General features: G+C 54.2%; 14 protein-coding genes. 8 read left to right on the top strand and 6 right to left on the bottom strand.

Annotated elements, in window-relative coordinates:
* Nucleotides 1-36: 36 nt before the first annotated feature.
* Genes OGV93_RS01855 through OGV93_RS01865 form a run of 3 tightly spaced genes read right to left on the bottom strand, consistent with a single transcriptional unit; the run spans nucleotide 37 to nucleotide 1,752 of the window.
* On the bottom strand, nucleotides 37-237 hold the full coding sequence (locus tag OGV93_RS01855) for a YpfN family protein (RefSeq protein WP_003835080.1): 201 nt from the start codon (nucleotides 235-237) through the stop codon (nucleotides 37-39).
* 27 nt (nucleotides 238-264) lie between these two features.
* Nucleotides 265-1,392 (bottom strand): succinyl-diaminopimelate desuccinylase, encoded by a 1,128-nt coding sequence (gene dapE, locus OGV93_RS01860; RefSeq protein ID WP_016153967.1) that lies wholly within the window; start codon nucleotides 1,390-1,392, stop codon nucleotides 265-267.
* 3 nt (nucleotides 1,393-1,395) lie between these two features.
* Nucleotides 1,396-1,752, bottom strand: a complete 357-nt coding sequence (locus OGV93_RS01865; RefSeq protein ID WP_016153966.1) for an ArsC family reductase — start codon at nucleotides 1,750-1,752, stop codon at nucleotides 1,396-1,398.
* A 389-nt stretch (nucleotides 1,753-2,141) separates the two neighbouring features.
* Between OGV93_RS01865 and ypfM the strand changes: the two genes are divergently transcribed.
* A complete protein-coding gene (gene ypfM / locus OGV93_RS01870; RefSeq protein ID WP_001386977.1) occupies nucleotides 2,142-2,201 on the top strand; it encodes a protein YpfM in 60 nt (19 codons plus the stop codon).
* Nucleotides 2,202-2,276: 75 nt separating this feature from the next.
* Here ypfM and acrD read toward each other — a convergent pair whose 3' ends face one another.
* The gene (acrD, locus tag OGV93_RS01875; RefSeq protein WP_287109325.1) at nucleotides 2,277-5,390 is read right to left on the bottom strand and encodes a multidrug efflux RND transporter permease AcrD; all 3,114 of its coding nucleotides are present in this window, start codon (nucleotides 5,388-5,390) and stop codon (nucleotides 2,277-2,279) included.
* Nucleotides 5,391-5,574: 184 nt separating this feature from the next.
* A complete protein-coding gene (gene narQ, locus OGV93_RS01880; protein ID WP_016157109.1) occupies nucleotides 5,575-7,272 on the bottom strand; it encodes a nitrate/nitrite two-component system sensor histidine kinase NarQ in 1,698 nt (565 codons plus the stop codon).
* Nucleotides 7,273-7,535: 263 nt separating this feature from the next.
* Here narQ and aegA point away from each other — a divergent pair, with 263 nt between their 5' ends.
* From aegA to OGV93_RS01895, 3 genes are all read left to right on the top strand, one after another.
* Nucleotides 7,536-9,515, top strand: a complete 1,980-nt coding sequence (gene aegA / locus OGV93_RS01885; RefSeq protein WP_049270080.1) for a formate-dependent uric acid utilization protein AegA — start codon at nucleotides 7,536-7,538, stop codon at nucleotides 9,513-9,515.
* Between the two features lie 157 nt (nucleotides 9,516-9,672).
* Nucleotides 9,673-10,248 carry a GDP-mannose pyrophosphatase NudK gene (nudK, locus tag OGV93_RS01890; protein ID WP_016157107.1) on the top strand — a complete coding sequence of 192 codons (576 nt, stop codon included), beginning with the start codon at nucleotides 9,673-9,675 and terminating at the stop codon, nucleotides 10,246-10,248.
* 123 nt (nucleotides 10,249-10,371) lie between these two features.
* The gene (locus OGV93_RS01895) at nucleotides 10,372-11,415 is read left to right on the top strand and encodes a DUF1176 domain-containing protein (protein WP_029139621.1); all 1,044 of its coding nucleotides are present in this window, start codon (nucleotides 10,372-10,374) and stop codon (nucleotides 11,413-11,415) included.
* Here the strand turns inward: OGV93_RS01895 and tkt are convergent.
* Nucleotides 11,405-13,399, bottom strand: a complete 1,995-nt coding sequence (gene tkt, locus OGV93_RS01900; RefSeq protein WP_016157105.1) for a transketolase — start codon at nucleotides 13,397-13,399, stop codon at nucleotides 11,405-11,407. The genes OGV93_RS01895 and tkt overlap by 11 nt on opposite strands.
* A gap of 280 nt (nucleotides 13,400-13,679) precedes the next feature.
* Between tkt and maeB the strand changes: the two genes are divergently transcribed.
* From maeB to eutQ, 4 genes are all read left to right on the top strand, one after another.
* Nucleotides 13,680-15,959: an NADP-dependent oxaloacetate-decarboxylating malate dehydrogenase gene (gene maeB / locus OGV93_RS01905; RefSeq protein ID WP_016153959.1), complete on the top strand. Its 2,280-nt coding sequence runs from the start codon at nucleotides 13,680-13,682 to the stop codon at nucleotides 15,957-15,959.
* A gap of 160 nt (nucleotides 15,960-16,119) precedes the next feature.
* A complete protein-coding gene (gene eutS / locus OGV93_RS01910; protein ID WP_003037995.1) occupies nucleotides 16,120-16,455 on the top strand; it encodes an ethanolamine utilization microcompartment protein EutS in 336 nt (111 codons plus the stop codon).
* A gap of 12 nt (nucleotides 16,456-16,467) precedes the next feature.
* A complete protein-coding gene (gene eutP, locus OGV93_RS01915) occupies nucleotides 16,468-16,947 on the top strand; it encodes an ethanolamine utilization acetate kinase EutP (RefSeq protein WP_016153958.1) in 480 nt (159 codons plus the stop codon).
* Nucleotides 16,925-17,626: an ethanolamine utilization acetate kinase EutQ gene (eutQ, locus tag OGV93_RS01920; RefSeq protein WP_019077359.1), complete on the top strand. Its 702-nt coding sequence runs from the start codon at nucleotides 16,925-16,927 to the stop codon at nucleotides 17,624-17,626. The genes eutP and eutQ overlap by 23 nt, the downstream gene beginning before the upstream one ends.
* Nucleotides 17,627-17,632 lie beyond the last annotated feature (6 nt).

Below are 17,632 nucleotides of genomic sequence, written 5' to 3' on the forward strand. Positions count from 1 at the left end.
ATGGCGATGTGAAACCGCCATTCGGCCTACGTTGGCTTATTTCTTCGGTTGATCCTTGTTTGGCCAATCGTCGTCGTCATCCCATTTATCGTTAAAATCACGATGCGGGGGAAGCTCCGGCTTATTGGCAAGAAATTTCTTGTGGTCGACGCGCTTGAGATCTTTAATCACGTTCAGCAATACGCCTACCAGAAACACCAACACTAGAATCCACCAGTATTTTGCCAGCCAGTCCATGCTCATTTCCTCTTACAGGAACACTCATCAGGCGACGAGTTGCTCCATGATACGTTGATACATACGGGCAAGCAGCTGCAGGTCGGCGGCATTAACACATTCATTAATTTTATGAATGGTCGCGTTGACCGGCCCCAGTTCTACTACCTGTGCCCCCATGCGGGCAATAAAACGCCCGTCGGACGTCCCGCCTGTAGTCAGTAACTGCGGTTTAATCTCATTATAGTGCTCAATGGCGTTCACCACCGCATCCACCAGTTTACCGCGTGCGGTCAGGAACGGCTGACCGGAAAGCCACCAGTCGACGGTATAACGCAGTTGATGTTTCTCCAGCAGCTCCAGCACCCGGGACTTAATCATTTCATCGTTTAATTCGGTGCTGAAACGGAAGTTGAACTGGATAAACAGTTCGCCGGGAATAACATTGTTGCTGCCGGTTCCTGCCTGAATATTGGCAATCTGCATGCTGGTCGCCGGGAAGAATTCGTTGCCCTGATCCCACTCAATCGCCACCAGTTCATTGAGCATTGGCGCCGCGCGGTGTACCGGGTTATCGGCCAGATGCGGGTAGGCTACGTGGCCCTGCACGCCGTGAATGGTCAGATTGCAGGTCAGTGAACCACGACGCCCATTTTTCACCACGTCGCCAACGATTTCCGTGCTGGACGGCTCGCCAACCAGACAATAATCCAGTCGTTCATTGCGTGCCATAAGTGCTTCAACCACTTTTACGGTGCCGTTTTGGGCGCTGGCCTCTTCGTCAGAGGTTATCAAAAACGCCAGACGACCCTGATGGTTCGGATGCTGGGCGACAAAACGTTCTGCGGCCACGACCATTGCCGCCAGTGAGCCTTTCATATCGGCTGCGCCACGCCCGAACAACATGCCATCGCGAATGGTCGGTTCGAACGGTGGATTAATCCAACGATCGACATCGCCGACAGGCACTACGTCAGTGTGACCGGCAAATGCCAGAGTCTCACCTTTGCCGCGCCATGCCCAAAAATTCTGTGTGTCACCAAAATCCATACGCTCAACGGTAAAACCTACCGCGCGCAGGCGTTCAATCATTAACGCCTGGCACCCGGCATCATCCGGGCTCAGGGAAGGACGGCGAATAAGCTGCTGTGTCAGCTCAATAACCGGGCACGACATAGACTATACCTCATTAAAAAACTGCGTATAACTGGATTCACTAAAGCCAAGCAGCATAGGCTTACCCGGCGCGCAGAGCAATGGGCGTTTGATAATTGCAGGCATTTCAATCATCAATGCAGCAGCAGAGGACGCATCGGTGATTTGGTTACGTGTGGCTTCATCCAGTTTGCGCCAGGTGGTTCCACGTGTATTGAGCAGCGCCTCCCAACCTAATTCGCTGATAAAGGCGTGTAATAACGCGTTGTCCAGGCCGTCGACGCGATAATCATGGAAGCGGTAGTCGACCCCATTGTCTTCCAGCCAGCGTCTGGCTTTTTTAATCGTATCGCAATTCTTAATGCCGTAGAGGGTGATCATTTGAATCCTTATTGACGTAATTTGAATATTTATTCTCGTGTTCTATAAACATGAATAATACATATTGTCATCGAACCGTTATAGAAAAATATAACATTGTTGTTGAATGGTGAATAATGATTCCTGAAAGTTCCAAAATTCACGGGGAACTGAAAATCAGATTTTGCCTGTTTGCATCAGCCTGTTTTTCCATCAGAATTGCCAAAGTCGTAGATGATGTATGAATATTTCAAAATATTGCAGTAAGTCACATAAAATTTATGGGGTTAGCGCATAGTGATTACATATACCCCCGAACACTGGAGGATGTAATCGCAACCATTGGTTAAATGATCTTCTTTTTATGATGATGATTTCGTAGAATGCCCATAATAATAAGAGAGGTTGTTATGATTGAACGTGAACTGGGGAACTGGAAAGACTTTATCGAAGTGATGCTTCGTAAATAATTTTCTGGAAGAAATTCATATCCTGCAAAGGATAATAAAAGGCGACTCAACGTAAGTCGCCTTTTTTGTGTCCGATTATTCTGGGCGTGGCTTCAACGGGAAACGTCTGCGTACCAGCACAAAGAACAGAGGAACGAAGTAAATCGCCAGGACAGTGGCTGAAATCATCCCGCCCATTACGCCAGTCCCCACCGCATGCTGACCGCCGGAACCTGCGCCACTGCTGATGGTCATCGGCAACACCCCAAAGATAAACGCCAGTGACGTCATCAGAATTGGGCGTAAGCGTTGGCGACAGGCATGCAGCGTGGCGTCGAGCAAGTCGTGACCTTTCTCGTTCATCTCATTGGCGAATTCAACAATCAATATTGCGTTCTTCGCCGAAAGCCCGATAACGGTGAGTAACCCGACCTGAAAGTACACGTCGTTTTCCAGACCGCGCATCCAGGTAGCGAGCAGCGCGCCAATGACCCCCAGCGGTACAACCAGCATGACGGAGAAGGGAACCGACCAGCTTTCGTACAACGCCGCCAGACACAGGAACACCACCAGCAAAGAAATGGCGTACAGAGCTGGCGCCTGAGAGCCCGAGAGCCGTTCCTGGTAAGACATCGCGGTCCATTCGAGGCCGAATCCGGTCGGCAACTGGTGGACCAGCGATTCCATAATGTCCATCGCCGTACCAGTACTGACGCCGGGAGCGGCTTCGCCAACAATCTCGACGGCGGAGTAGCCGTTATAGCGTTCCAGACGCGGTGAACCCGTTTCCCAGCGCGACGTGGCAAAGGCCGAGAAAGGCACCATGCCGCCGCTATTATTGCGGACGTACCACAGATTGATGTCGTCCGGGAGCATGCGATATTTTGCCGCCGCCTGCACGTAAACCTTCTTCACGCGACCCCGGTCCATAAAGTCATTGACGTAGCTGGAGCCCCAGGCCGTTTGCAAGGTGTCGTTGATGTCATCAATGGAAACGCCCAGTGCCTGGGCTTTGCGCTGATCGATATCAATTTGCAACTGCGGGCTGTCGTCCAGACCATTATGACGAACACGTGTCAGAGACGCGTCTTTCCCGGCCAGCTCAATCAGCTTGTCGCGCGCGGCCATTAACGCATCATGGCCCGCACCGGCGTGATCTTGCAGCTCCATATCGAAACCGGCAGAGCTCCCGAGACCGCTAATCGCCGGAGGGCTGCTGGCGAAGACGCGGGCTTCCTTAATCTTATTAAAGGCTTTGGTCGCGCGCTCGATGATGGCGAAAGAGGTTCCGGTGGTGGTGTCGCGATCATCCCAGTCTTTTAAGCGGACAAACATCCGCGCCACGTTTTGACCGTTCCCGCCAGGGCCGGAACCGACCGTGGAAAAGACCGACGTAATGTTGTCTTTCTCATGGGTGAAGTAATACTTCTCCACTTCCTCAACTACTTTCAATGTTTGCTGCTGGGTCGAGCCGCTGGGCAACTGTATCGAGGTGGTAAACATGCCGCGGTCTTCGAGCGGCAGGAAGGAGGTTGGCAGGCGCAGGAACAGGAAAACCATACCACCGAGCAGCAGGCCGTAAATCAGTATCCAGCGCAGGCTGCGGTGCAGGATCCAGGCGACGCCTTTTTCGTAGCGTTCGGCGTTGCGGTTAAACATCCGGTTAAACCAGCCAAAGAAACCGGTTTGCCCGTGATGCTCGCCTTTATGTAGCGGTTTGAGCAGAGTGGCGCACAGGGCAGGGGTGAGGATCATCGCCACCAGAACTGAAAGAACCATTGCGGAGACGATGGTAATCGAGAACTGGCGGTAAATAGCCCCGGTAGTGCCGCCGAAGAAGGCCATCGGGATAAACACCGCCGACAGCACCATGGCGATACCGACCAGCGCGCCCTGGATTTGCCCCATCGATTTCCGCGTCGCTTCCCGCGGCGAGAGGCCTTCCTCACTCATAATACGCTCGACGTTTTCCACCACCACAATGGCATCATCGACCAGCAGGCCGATCGCCAGCACCATCGCAAACATCGTCAGGGTGTTAACGCTGTAGCCAAAGGCGTAGAGCACGGAAAAAGTACCCATCAGGACGACGGGAACGGCGATTGTAGGGATCAGCGTGGCGCGGAAGTTTTGCAGGAACAGGTACATCACAAGGAATACCAGCGCGATCGCTTCCAGCAGTGTTTTCACCACGTCGATGATTGAGGCTTTGACAAAGGAGGTAGTTTCATACGCCACCTTGTATTCCAGCCCGTGCGGAAAATACTGTGAGAGCTCGTTCAGGCGGTCGATAACCAGCTCCGCCGTTGCCATTTCATTGGCACCGGAGGCCAGTTTTACCCCCAGACCGGAAGCCGGGTGGCCGTTGAAGCGGCTGAGATAGTCGTACTTTTCCGCACCCATTTCGACCGTCGCCACATCTCCCAGTTTAACTTCTGAGCCGTCCTGGTTGACGCGTAGCGTAATCGCGCGGAATTCATCCGGAGTCTGTAGCAGCGACTGGGCGTTGATCGTCGCATTCAGCGCTTGTTTGTCCACCGAAGGCGTGCCGCCAAGTTGCCCGACGGCAATCTGCGCATTTTGTGACTCGATAGCATCGGTCACATCTTTAGCGGTCATCTGGAAGCTGTTAAGTTTGACCGGGTCGAGCCAGATACGCATGGAATATTGTGAACCGTAGGCGTCAATATCGCCCACGCCGTTTATACGACTGAGCGGATCCTGGATATTACTGGCGACGTAGTCGGCGATGTCCTGCTTATCCATTGAGCCATCGGTGGAGACGAAGGCGATGGTCAGAATATTGGTGTCACCGGTCTTGCGCACCGTGACCCCTTGATTTTGTACCGCCTGCGGCAGCTTACGCATTGCCGATTGCAGCTGGTTTTGCACCTGCTGGACGGCTTCATCAGGATCGGTTCCCGCGAGGAAGCTCAGCGTAACTGACGCCTGGCCTGTCCCGCTGCTCTGCGACGACATGTACATCAGATTATCGAGACCGGTCATGTTCTGCTCGATAACCTGGGTGACGGTATTTTCCAGGGTTTGTGCGGACGCGCCAGGGTAGTTCGCGGTTACCCGCACGTTTGGCGGTGCCAGATCGGGGTATTGCTCAACGGGCAGCGAAAAAATAGCCAGGGCTCCTGTCAGGCACAACAGGATTGCTAACACCCAGGCAAAAATGGGGCGATCGATGAAAAAATTCGCCATTAAAAGGGGACCTCGTGTTTCTGCGTATCGTTATGGGTGTGAATTGCTTCACTTTAGCGGCAAGGTACGGGGCAAACGTGGAGAAAAAAAGAAGATAATGTAAATTATCATGCCCGTTTACAGCATACCTTTCGTGCCAACGCCGTCAGGCCTGGATCGAGAACCGACGGCGCTTTGCGGTTCTTTACGTTAGCTCTCCGTCGGATTCTGCCGAACGAAAACTGATACTCACCAGCGTTCCCCCTCCGGAGGGTTGAGAGAAAGTCAGCGTGCCGCTCAGCCTTTCCGCCCGCTCGCGCATAATATTTAACCCATAGTGCCCCGAAGGCTCATGAGGCTCGCCAATGCCGATGCCGTTATCGCGAATATAAACCGTGTGATTACCATCCGGCGCGGTCACGCAACTGACGGCAATTTCGGTTGCGCTGGCATGTTTAATCGCGTTCAGCACCGCTTCACGGACGATCTGCAGCAGATGCACCTGCATTTGCGCGTCCAGCGCCAGGGTCGGTAACCGGCAATCAAGCGTCAGTTTAGCCGAGGTCTGATTTTGCAGCGTTTCCAGCATTTCATGCAGGGCGGAGGGGAGATCGGCCTGCTGTAAAGTCAGGCGGAAGGTGGTGAGCAGTTCGCGTAGCTGGCGGTAGGCGTCGTTCAGCGCCTGAGAGAAATCCGCCATAATGCTTTGCGCTGGGGCGTTATCTTCGGGAATCGAACGCTTCAGCAGCGTGAGCTGAATGCGTAAATAAGAGAGCACTTGCGCCAGCGAGTCGTGCAGCTCGCGCGCAATCGTCGCCCGTTCCTCCATTAATAACAGCTGCTGAAAATGTTTTTGCGCCTGGTTGAAGTACAACCCGCGACCCAGCATCGAGGAGACGCTGTTGAGCAGAGGGGTAGAAGCATTGACGTTCGGGCTTTGCCAGTGCAGTTCACCGTAGACGGTTTCCTGCATGGTGACCGGCAGGATCTGCATCGGCAGCTCGGGGCTTTTTGCGCCTTCGCTAATTCGCCAGTTATCTCCGACGGTGAGTTCCAGGAAATAGGCGGCGTCATGCTCGCGGACGATCTGTAAAATATGGCGGAAGCAGTACACATCAATCTGACTGGTATTTAACGCCTGAGAGCACTGATACAACACTTCCAGACGACGATTAGCTTCGTGGAGATCGTGGGTCTTCTCAGCGACAGACGCTTCCAGTGAGCGGTACAGCTTGTGTAATTCACTCGACATCTGGCTGAAGGTCTTGCCCAACAACCCGAGTTCGTTGGGCAAATCAGTATCCAGCGACGGGATGTCAAACTGACCGTGTTCAATGTGCTGGCTGGCCACCACCAGCTTATTCAGCGGACGCACCACCTGCTGGCGAATACGCCGTAAGGTAAAGAAAACGAGGGTGAAAATGCCGATCCCGCCCGCCAGTGAAATACCAAAAACCAGCATCACTTTGCGTTCGGCATAATGCTGCAGCGCCAGCACGAAGAGATCGATTTGATCGACATAGTTATTGATATTGCTCTGGTACCAATTTAAATCGCCATCGATCAGACGGGCGTTCATTTCCAGCCAGTTTGCATGTAGACGTCCATAGCGACTTTTTACCGCTTGAGGCACGTACCACGCGTTCAGGTTCTGTAGTGCTGGCGAATTTAGCGCCTGCTGGAAAAGCTGGCGGTGAGCGTTAAGCTGCGGACTTTGGCTTTGCAGATCGTAACCCAGACGGTAACTTTGCATGCGCAATGAGCCAGCCACGTTGATGGCTTCGGCATCTCGTAAGCTGCTGGTCAGCGTGAGCAGCGCAATACCCGTTGAGAGAATCGACAACAGCACTATGTAGAAAAAAGCTTTAGCCAGACTGGCCGAGACCGGACGCTTTACCGTCACTTGTGCATCCTCACACAATACACGTCGCGCCTTAAAACAGCCCGAACGATGCGGTGTATTTGATAAATGTTAATAAAACGCCATGAAACTGGATGGTAACTGAAACGCAATTTCATATGCGATGAAATAAATTGATCTGCCACAGGTTCTGGATAAATAGTTGTGCTTCCTGGGCAAATGAACATTGCCGCTTCCTTCCGTGTCGGTTAATAACAACACTCATATAAAGAATAAGGTTTTTGCAACCAAAAAAGAAGGAAGCCATGAATCGTTTTATTATGGTTAATAGCCAGCAGTGCCTGGGATGCCATGCCTGTGAGGTCGCCTGCGTCATGGCTCACAATGGCGAGCAGCATGTCCTGAGTCAACGGCATTTCCAGCCCCGAATTACCGTCATCAAGCATCAGCAGCAGCGCAGTGCGGTAACCTGCCATCACTGTGAAGATGCGCCCTGCGCCAGAAGTTGCCCGAACGGGGCAATCAGCCATGATAACGACAGCGTTCAGGTGAACCCGAAAAAGTGTATTGGCTGTAAATCGTGCGTCGTTGCTTGTCCTTTCGGCACGATGCAGATCGTACTCACTCCTGTCGCTAAAGGGAAGGTGAAAGCCACTGCGCACAAATGCGATTTGTGTCAGGGACGCGAACAGGGACCCGCCTGCGTAGAGAACTGTCCGGCGCAAGCGTTACAACTGGTGACGGAAAATTCGCTTACTGGTCTGTCAAAAGCGCGCAGGCTACGCACCGCCAGTCTGGAAAGCCAGCCCTGGCATGCCAACGCCACCGATTTCGTTTCGCATGCAATTACCAAACGTGAGCAAATGCAGGCGACGCCTGCGCGTGGTGAGCCGGATAAGCTGGCAATTGAGGCCCGTAAAACCAGCTTTGAGGAGATCTATCTGCCGTTTCGTACGGCGCAGGCGGAACGAGAAGCGTCCCGCTGCCTGAAATGCGGCGACCACAGTATTTGCGAATGGACCTGCCCATTGCATAACCATATTCCGCAGTGGATTGAACTGGTCAAAGCCGGGAATATCGATGCGGCGGTTGAGCTTTCTCACCAGACCAACTGCCTGCCGGAAGTGACCGGCCGCGTATGTCCGCAGGACCGACTTTGCGAAGGGGCATGTACGGTGCGTAGCGAGCATGGGGCGGTCACTATCGGAAATATTGAGCGTTACATCTCTGATCGGGCCCTGAGCAAAGGATGGCGACCGGACTTAAGCCACGTGCAGAAAGTGGATAAGCGCGTTGCTATCATCGGCGCGGGTCCGGCGGGTCTGGCCTGCGCGGATGTGCTGGCGCGCAGCGGAGTCAGCGCCACCGTATACGATCGCCACCCTGAAATCGGCGGTTTGCTGACGTTCGGCATTCCGGCCTTCAAGCTGGACAAATCGCTGCTGGCCCGCCGCCGTGAAATCTTCAGCGCCATGGGTATTCATTTCGAACTTAACTGTGAAGTGGGTAAGGATGTGGCGCTGTCGGCGCTGCTGGAGGATTACGATGCCGTGTTCGTGGGCGTAGGAACCTATCGTTCCATGAAGGCGGATCTGCCGAATGAAGACGCGCCTGGCGTTTATGACGCGTTACCGTTCCTGATTGCCAACACCAAACAGGTGATGGGGCTGGATGAACTGCCTGAAGAGCCGTTCATCGATACCGCCGGACTGAACGTGGTTGTACTGGGCGGAGGCGATACGGCAATGGACTGCGTGCGTACCGCGCTGCGTCATGGCGCACGCCAGGTGACCTGCGCTTATCGTCGTGATGAAGCCAACATGCCCGGTTCGAAAAAAGAGGTGAAGAACGCCCGGGAAGAGGGGGCGAACTTCGAGTTTAACGTCCAGCCGGTTGAGCTGGTGTTGCATGATGATGGGCGAGTCAGCGGCGTGCGTTTTTTACGTACCCAGCTTGGCGAGCCGGACGCGCAGGGGCGTCGTCGCCCGGTTCCCCTCGCCGGGAGTGAGTTTGTCATGCCCGCAGATGCGGTGATCATGGCGTTTGGTTTTCACCCACATGGCATGCCGTGGCTGGAGACGCATGGGGTTAAGGTCGATAACTGGGGGCGCATTGCCGCCAATGTTGAAAGCGCATACCGTTATCAAACCAGCAACCCGAAAATCTTCGCCGGTGGTGACGCGGTACGCGGTGCGGATCTGGTGGTTACGGCGATGGCGGAAGGACGGCATGCCGCCCAGGGGATCGTCGACTGGCTGGGCGTAAAATCAGTCAAATCTCACTAAGTCGCTAAGAAGGCCGGATAAGGCGCGTTAGCGTTGCTATCCGGCTCTGTGCCGCATAATTGCCTGATGGCGCTTCGCTTATCAGGCCGACATTGCACCAAGACAAACCCGGTTTCACGGCGTAGTATTATTTCTCACTTCTTGCTGTGGAGCCGGTATGTCGCAAAAAATTACCCTCATCAAAGATAAAGTCCTTTCCGATAACTACTTCATCCTGCGCAATATCACCTATGACCTGACCCGTAGCAATGGAGAGGTGATTCGTCACAAACGCGAGGTTTACGATCGCGGCAACGGCGCCACTATCCTGCTGTATAACCCAGAGAAGAAAACGGTGGTGCTCATCCGCCAGTTTCGCGTCGCCACCTGGGTCAATGGTAATGAAAGCGGTCAACTGATTGAAACCTGCGCCGGGCTGCTGGATAACGACGAACCGGAAGCGTGCATTCGGAAAGAGGCCATTGAAGAGACCGGCTTTGAAGTGGGGGAAGTGCGTAAGCTGTTTGAGCTCTATATGTCGCCGGGCGGCGTGACGGAGATAATTCATTTCTTTATTGCGCAATACAGCGACAGCCAGCGGGCAAATGCGGGCGGAGGTGTGGAAGATGAAGATATTGAGGTTCTGGAGCTACCGTTCACCCAGGCGCTGGAAATGATTAAAACGGGTGAAATCCGTGACGGTAAGACGGTGCTATTGCTGAACTATTTGCAGTCGTCGCATCTCATGGACTAATGCGCGGGATTTATATTTCTTTACAAATTTTCGGCCAATCCGACGATTCTTATTGAGCCACATCAGTCGCGCAAGGAAGATACCGCTTAGGCTGTGTGTTTTGACTTCGGGGTTGTACCGTCCATGCGCTATCGCGTTATTTTACTTTTCCTGCTCGGGTTGTTACCCGTCCGTTTGCTGTGGGCCGCGCCCGCGCAACAGACGTTTTCTGACTGGCAGGTGACGTGCAATAACCAAAACTTTTGCGTGGCGCGCAATACCGGAGAACATCACGGCCTGGTCATGACCTTGAGCCGCAGTGCCGGGGCACATACCGACGCCGTGTTGCGTATTGAACTGGGTGGGCTGGAATCGCCCACAGCCAAAGAGAGCGATATTGCGCCACGTCTGCTACTGGATGGCTCAGCGCTCCCGCTTCGCGGTGAACACTGGCGTATTACCCCCTGGCAACTGATGACCGATGATCCGGCCACCATCAGCGCATTTTTAACAACCGTACAGGACGCGAAGGCGATAACCCTGCAAAAAGGGGCGCAAAACCTGTCCCTGGTCGGGCTAAAAGCCGCGCTGCTTTTTATCGACGCCCAGCAAAAACGGGTCGGCAGCGAAACCGCATGGATCGAAAAAGGCGACGAGCCTCCGCTCAGCGTGCCTCCCGCTCCCGCTTTAAAAGGCGTGGCTGTGATTAACCCAACGCCAACGCCTCTCACGCAACAAGAGCGCAGTGAATTGCTGGATTACGGTAACTGGCGGATCAACGGTATTCGCTGTTCGATCGATCCGCTGCGTCGCGAGATGCGCGTCACGGCCCTAACGGATGATAAAGCGCTGCTGATGATCGGCTGTGAAGCCGGGGCATATAACACCATCGATCTGGCGTGGGTGGTTTCACGTACTACCCCGTTGACGTCACGGGCGGTACGGCTAAGCCTGCCTTTTAAAACGGATGCGGAAAGTCGCGATATGGAGCTGACCAACGCCACGTTTGATGAGAAGTCGCGCGAGCTGGTAACCCTCGCTAAAGGACGAGGGTTGGCAGATTGCGGTATCCAGACCCGCTGGCGCTACGACGGCCAGCGTTTTCGTCTGGTGCGCTATGCCCAAGAGCCAAGCTGCGATAACTGGCATGGGCCAGATGCCTGGCCCACGCTGTGGATCACACGTTAAGCACCTTATGCGCTTTGTCGACAATGTTATCCACCGTAAAGCCGAAGAACGGGAACAGCTTGTCTGCCGGAGCCGACTCCCCATAACCCGTCATACCGACAATCGCCCCTTTCAGCCCAACATATTTGTACCAGTAGTCGGCAATTCCTGCTTCTACCGCCACGCGCGCGCTGACGTTTGAGGGGAGGACCGATTCCCGATACGCTTCATCCTGGGCGTCGAAGATATCGGTTGAGGGCAGAGAAACCACTCGCACGTTACGACCTTCACCGGTCAGTTTTTCCGCCGCCAGCAGCGTGATTTCCATTTCTGAACCGGTAGCAATCAGAATAACATCCGGCTTACCACCACCATCCTTCAGCACATAGCCGCCGCGGGCAATCTGCTGCACTTGCTCAGGGGTCCGCTCAACCTGCGCCAGATTTTGCCGCGAGAGGATCAGCGCCGTTGGCCCGTCATGGCGTTCGACCGCCAGCTTCCAGCCTACCGCCGCTTCAACCTGATCGCAGGGTCGCCAGGTGCTGAAATTAGGCGTCAGACGCAGGCTGGCGAGCTGTTCGACGGCCTGGTGCGTGGGACCATCTTCCCCAAGGCCAATCGAGTCGTGAGTATAAACCATGATTTGTCGGGCTTTCATCAGCGCCGCCATGCGTGCGGCATTACGGGCATATTCGACAAACATCAGGAACGTTGCGGTGTACGGTACGAAGCCCCCGTGGTGAGCGATACCGTTGGCAATCGCGGTCATGCCAAATTCCCGCACGCCGTAGTGGATGTAATTTCCTGCATGATCCTCTTTAAGAGAAGTGGAGCCTTTCCAGATGGTCAGGTTGCTGGGCGCCAGATCCGCCGAACCGCCAAGCAGCTCAGGCAGTATCGGCCCGTAGGCGTTCAGGGTATTTTGCGAGGCCTTACGGGTGGCGATTTTGGCCGGATTGGCCTGCAGCTCGGTGATATATTTCTGGGTCGTTTCTTCCCACTCTTCCGGCAGTCCACCGCTCATCCGGCGGGTAAACTCTGCCGCCAGATCCGGATGCGCATGTCGATAAGCGGCGAATTTCTCATTCCAGCTCTGTTGGGCTTTCTCGCCTTTTTCACGAGCGTCCCACGCCCGGTAAATCTCTTTGGGGATTTCAAAGGCAGGATGATGCCACCCCAACTTCTGCCGGGTCAGCGCCACTTCTTCTTCACCCAGCGCAGCGCCGTGCGCTTCCTCTTTCCCGGCTTTATTCGGTGAACCAAAACCAATCACCGTGCGGCAGATAATCAGCGACGGTTTATCGGTAACGGCCTGTGCTTCCTGAATCGCTTTTTTCACCGCCTCAGGGTCATGACCGTCAATCTCGTGCACTACATGCCAGTGATAGGCCTCAAAGCGTTTCGCGGTATCGTCGGTAAACCAGCCGTCGGTTTCGCCATCAATTGAGATGCCGTTGTGATCGTAAAAGCCGATGAGTTTGCCAAGTCCCAGGGTGCCCGCCAGCGAGCACACTTCGTGAGAAATGCCCTCCATCAGACAGCCGTCGCCCATAAAGACCCAGGTATAGTGATTAACAATCTCGTGGTCTGGCTGGTTAAACTGCGCCGCCAGCGTGCGTTCTGCAATCGCCATTCCAACAGCGTTGGCTAAACCCTGACCCAACGGTCCGGTGGTGGTCTCCACGCCCGGCGTATAGCCAATTTCCGGGTGTCCTGGTGTCTTCGAATGGAGCTGGCGGAAGTTCTTTAACTCTTCGAGCGGCAGGTTGTAGCCGGAAAGATGCAACAGGCTGTAAAGCAGCATTGAGGCGTGGCCATTGGATAAAATAAACCGGTCACGATCGTACCAGGTGGGATCGGACGGGTTATGGCGCAGGAAATCGTTCCACAGTACTTCGGCGATATCGGCCATCCCCATTGGTGCTCCAGGGTGGCCAGAGTTAGCTTTTTGGACGGCATCCATACTTAGCGCACGAATGGCATTGGCAAGCTCTTTACGGGTCATAGGAAATACTCCTTGAAAAGTAAAGTGTTAGATGCGTGTTGTGATTCACACTTTTGAGATAATTGCGGGCGTTGTCAGCAAAAAGCATAGCAGACAAGCATGGTATTGCTGGCTTAAGCAGGTAACATAGATGTTATAAATTGATAACAAATTCTTTCTTTGAATGGTGAGAGTATGGGGACCTTCAAAGTTTGTGCCGTTGACTGAGGTGATAATGTGCGGCTCAGTAGAATGGTTACCCGCGCCACTTTTTTGATAGATACGTGAAAGGAACAACAAGATGGATGACCAGTTAAAACAAAGCGCCCTCGATTTCCACGAATTTCCGGTACCCGGTAAAATCCAGGTTTCTCCGACCAAGCCTCTGGCAACCCAGCGCGACCTCGCGTTGGCCTACTCGCCGGGCGTGGCTGCACCGTGTCTTGAAATTGAAAAGGACCCGCTGGCAGCCTACAAATACACCGCACGCGGCAACCTGGTTGCGGTTATTTCCAACGGTACTGCGGTTCTGGGCCTGGGTAATATTGGCGCGCTGGCCGGTAAACCAGTGATGGAAGGTAAAGGCGTTCTGTTTAAGAAATTCGCCGGGATTGACGTGTTCGACATCGAAGTTGATGAACTCGATCCGGATAAATTTATCAACGTGGTAGCGGCGCTTGAACCAACGTTTGGCGGCATTAACCTCGAAGATATCAAAGCGCCGGAGTGCTTCTACATTGAGCAAAAACTCCGTGAGCGCATGAATATTCCGGTATTCCACGATGACCAGCACGGTACGGCAATCATCAGTACTGCCGCAATCCTTAACGGTCTGCGGGTGGTTGAGAAAAATATCTCTGATGTGCGCATGGTGGTGTCCGGTGCAGGTGCGGCGGCGATTGCCTGTATGAACCTGCTGGTGGCGCTGGGTATGCAGAAACACAACATTGTGGTCTGTGACTCCAAAGGGGTGATTTACAAAGATCGTGAACCAAACATGGCGGAAACCAAAGCGGCTTACGCAGTGGTGGATGACGGTAAGCGTACGCTGGATGATGTCATTGACGGCGCGGACATTTTCCTCGGTTGCTCGGGTCCGAAAGTGCTGACACAGGAAATGGTTAAGAAGATGGCGCGTGCGCCAATGATCCTGGCCCTCGCCAACCCGGAACCGGAAATCCTGCCGCCGCTGGCGAAAGAGGTGCGTTCTGACGCCATCATTTGCACCGGCCGTTCCGACTACCCGAACCAGGTTAACAACGTCCTGTGCTTCCCATTCATCTTCCGCGGCGCGCTGGACGTCGGTGCTACCGCCATCAACGAAGAGATGAAACTGGCTGCGGTACACGCCATTGCTGAGCTGGCGCACGCCGAGCAGAGCGAAGTGGTGGCCTCCGCCTATGGCGACCAGGACCTGAGCTTCGGGCCGGAATACATCATTCCGAAACCGTTCGACCCGCGTCTGATCGTCAAAATCGCCCCTGCGGTGGCGAAGGCGGCGATGGATTCCGGTGTGGCAACGCGTCCGATTGCCGACTTTGACGCTTACATCGATAAGCTGACCGAATTCGTCTACAAAACCAACCTGTTCATGAAGCCGATTTTCTCTCTGGCGCGCAAAGCGCCGAAGCGCGTGGTGCTGACTGAAGGGGAAGAGGCGCGTGTACTGCATGCCACGCAGGAGCTGATCACTTTAGGTCTGGCGAAACCGATCCTGATCGGTCGTCCGAGCGTTATCGAAATGCGTATCCAGAAACTGGGTCTGCAGATCAAAGCGGGCGTCGATTTTGAGATCGTCAACAATGAGTCAGATCCGCGCTTTAAAGAGTACTGGAGCGAGTACTACCAGATTATGAAACGTCGTGGTATTACCCAGGAGCAGGCGCAGCGTGCGGTAATTGCCAACACCACGGTGATCGGCGCGATCATGGTGCAGCGCGGCGAAGCGGATGCAATGATCTGCGGTACGATAGGCGACTACCATGAGCACTTCAGCGTGGTGAAAGAGGTGTTTGGTCATCGCGATGGTGTGCATACTGCCGGGGCGATGAACGCCTTGCTGCTGCCAAGCGGTAACACCTTTATCGCCGATACCTACGTTAACGACGATCCTACGCCGGAGCAACTGGCGGAAATCGCCGTGATGGCGGCAGAAACCGTGCGTCGCTTTGGTATCGAACCGAAGGTAGCGCTGCTGTCGCACTCCAACTTTGGCTCATCTAACTGTCCCTCGGCCAGCAAAATGCGCGAAGCGCTGGAGCTGATTAAGGCGCGTGCGCCAGAGTTGATGATTGATGGCGAAATGCACGGCGATGCCGCGCTGGTGGAAAGCATCCGTCATGACCGCATGCCGGACAGTCCGCTGAAAGGCTCAGCGAATATTCTGGTGATGCCGAATATGGAAGCTGCCCGTATTAGTTACAACTTACTACGCGTTTCCAGCTCTGAAGGCGTAACGGTCGGCCCGGTGCTGATGGGGGTTGCGAAACCGGTTCACGTATTAACGCCGATCGCTTCTGTTCGTCGTATCGTTAATATGGTGGCGCTGGCGGTTGTAGAAGCCCAAACTCAGCCGCTGTAATTTCACTTTAATTTATTTCCGGCGCGGGTTTCTCCCGCGCCTTTTTATTTCCCCTTTCTTAGTGATCCACTTCACCTTTTAAACATGGTTGCCGAATTTTGTTATTTACTCTGACAAAAAATTGCCACGATGAGGGCAGTTTTAGCGGAGGCGGTGAGCAATGGAAAAAGAACGCATTATTCAGGAATTTGTGCCGGGGAAACAGGTTACGCTGGCGCATCTCATTGCGCACCCCGGCGAGGAACTGGCGAAAAAGATCGGCGTTCCCGAAGCGGGCGCTATCGGCATCATGACGCTGACGCCAGGCGAAACCGCCATGATTGCCGGTGACTTAGCTATGAAGGCGGCAGATGTACATATCGGCTTTCTCGATCGATTCAGCGGTGCGCTGGTCATCTACGGCTCGGTAGGCGCGGTAGAAGAAGCGTTATTACAGACGGTAAGCGGTCTGGGTCGGTTATTAAATTTCACTTTGTGCAACCTGACAAAAAGTTAATCAGAGGCGGCGATGAAACGTATTGCGTTTGTCGGTACGGTGGGGGCGGGGAAAACAACGCTCTTTAATGCGCTACAGGGAAATTATTCCCTCGCCAGAAAAACACAGGCCGTGGAGTTTAATGAAAATGGCGATATCGACACGCCAGGAGAATATTTTAGCCATCCGCGCTGGTATCACGCCTTAATTACCACGCTGCAGGATGTTGATACGTTGATTTATATACACGCGGCAAATGATAAAGAAAGTCGCTTACCTGCCGGGCTGTTGGATATCGGCGCCAGTAAACGACAAATCGCCGTTATCAGCAAAACGGACATGCCGGATGCCGACGTCGCCGCAACGCGACAACTACTTCGCGGGATAGGGTTCCAGGAGCCGATTTTCGAACTCAACAGCCATGACCCGCGCAGCGTGCAGCACCTGGTGGATTATCTGACTGAGCTCAGCCAAAAGGAGGAAAGGGCAGGTGAAAAAACTCATCACAGCTAACGATATTCGTGCGGCCCACGCACGCGGCGAACAGGAAGTGTCGGTTGTTCTGCGCGCCAGCATCATCACCCCGGAGGCGCGCGAAGTTGCGGAGCTGCTGGGCGTCACCATCAGTGAATGCGATGAATCCGCGCCAACCGCTGCTGCTGCACCGGCTGCGGTGAATGATGGCAAAACGGAAAGCCAGCGCATTCGCGAAACCATCATTGCGCAGTTACCGGAAGGGCAGTTTACCGAAAGCCTGGTCGCCCAACTGATGGACAAAGTCATGAAGGAGAAACAGTCGCTGGAGCAGGGCGGAATGCAGCCGAGCTTTAACTCTGTGACCGGCAAAGGCGGCGTCAAAGTCATCGACGGCAGCAGCGTGAAGTTTGGTCGTTTTGACGGCGCACAGCCGCACTGCGTGGGTTTAACCGATCTGGTGACCGACCAGGACGGTAGCAGCATGGCCGCCGGGTTCATGCAGTGGGATAACGCTTTTTTCCCATGGACGCTGAACTACGACGAAATCGACATGATTCTGGAAGGCGAGCTGCACGTTCGCCACGAAGGCGAAACCATGATTGCTAAAGCCGGGGACGTGATGTTTATCCCGAAAGGCTCCAGCATCGAATTTGGTACGCCATCGACGGTGAAATTTCTGTATGTGGCCTGGCCTGCGAACTGGCAGTCCTGCTAAGGCGGA

The sequence above is a fragment of the Citrobacter sp. Cb031 genome, from assembly GCF_030336725.1.
Taxonomy (GTDB): Bacteria; Pseudomonadota; Gammaproteobacteria; order Enterobacterales; family Enterobacteriaceae; genus Citrobacter; species Citrobacter braakii.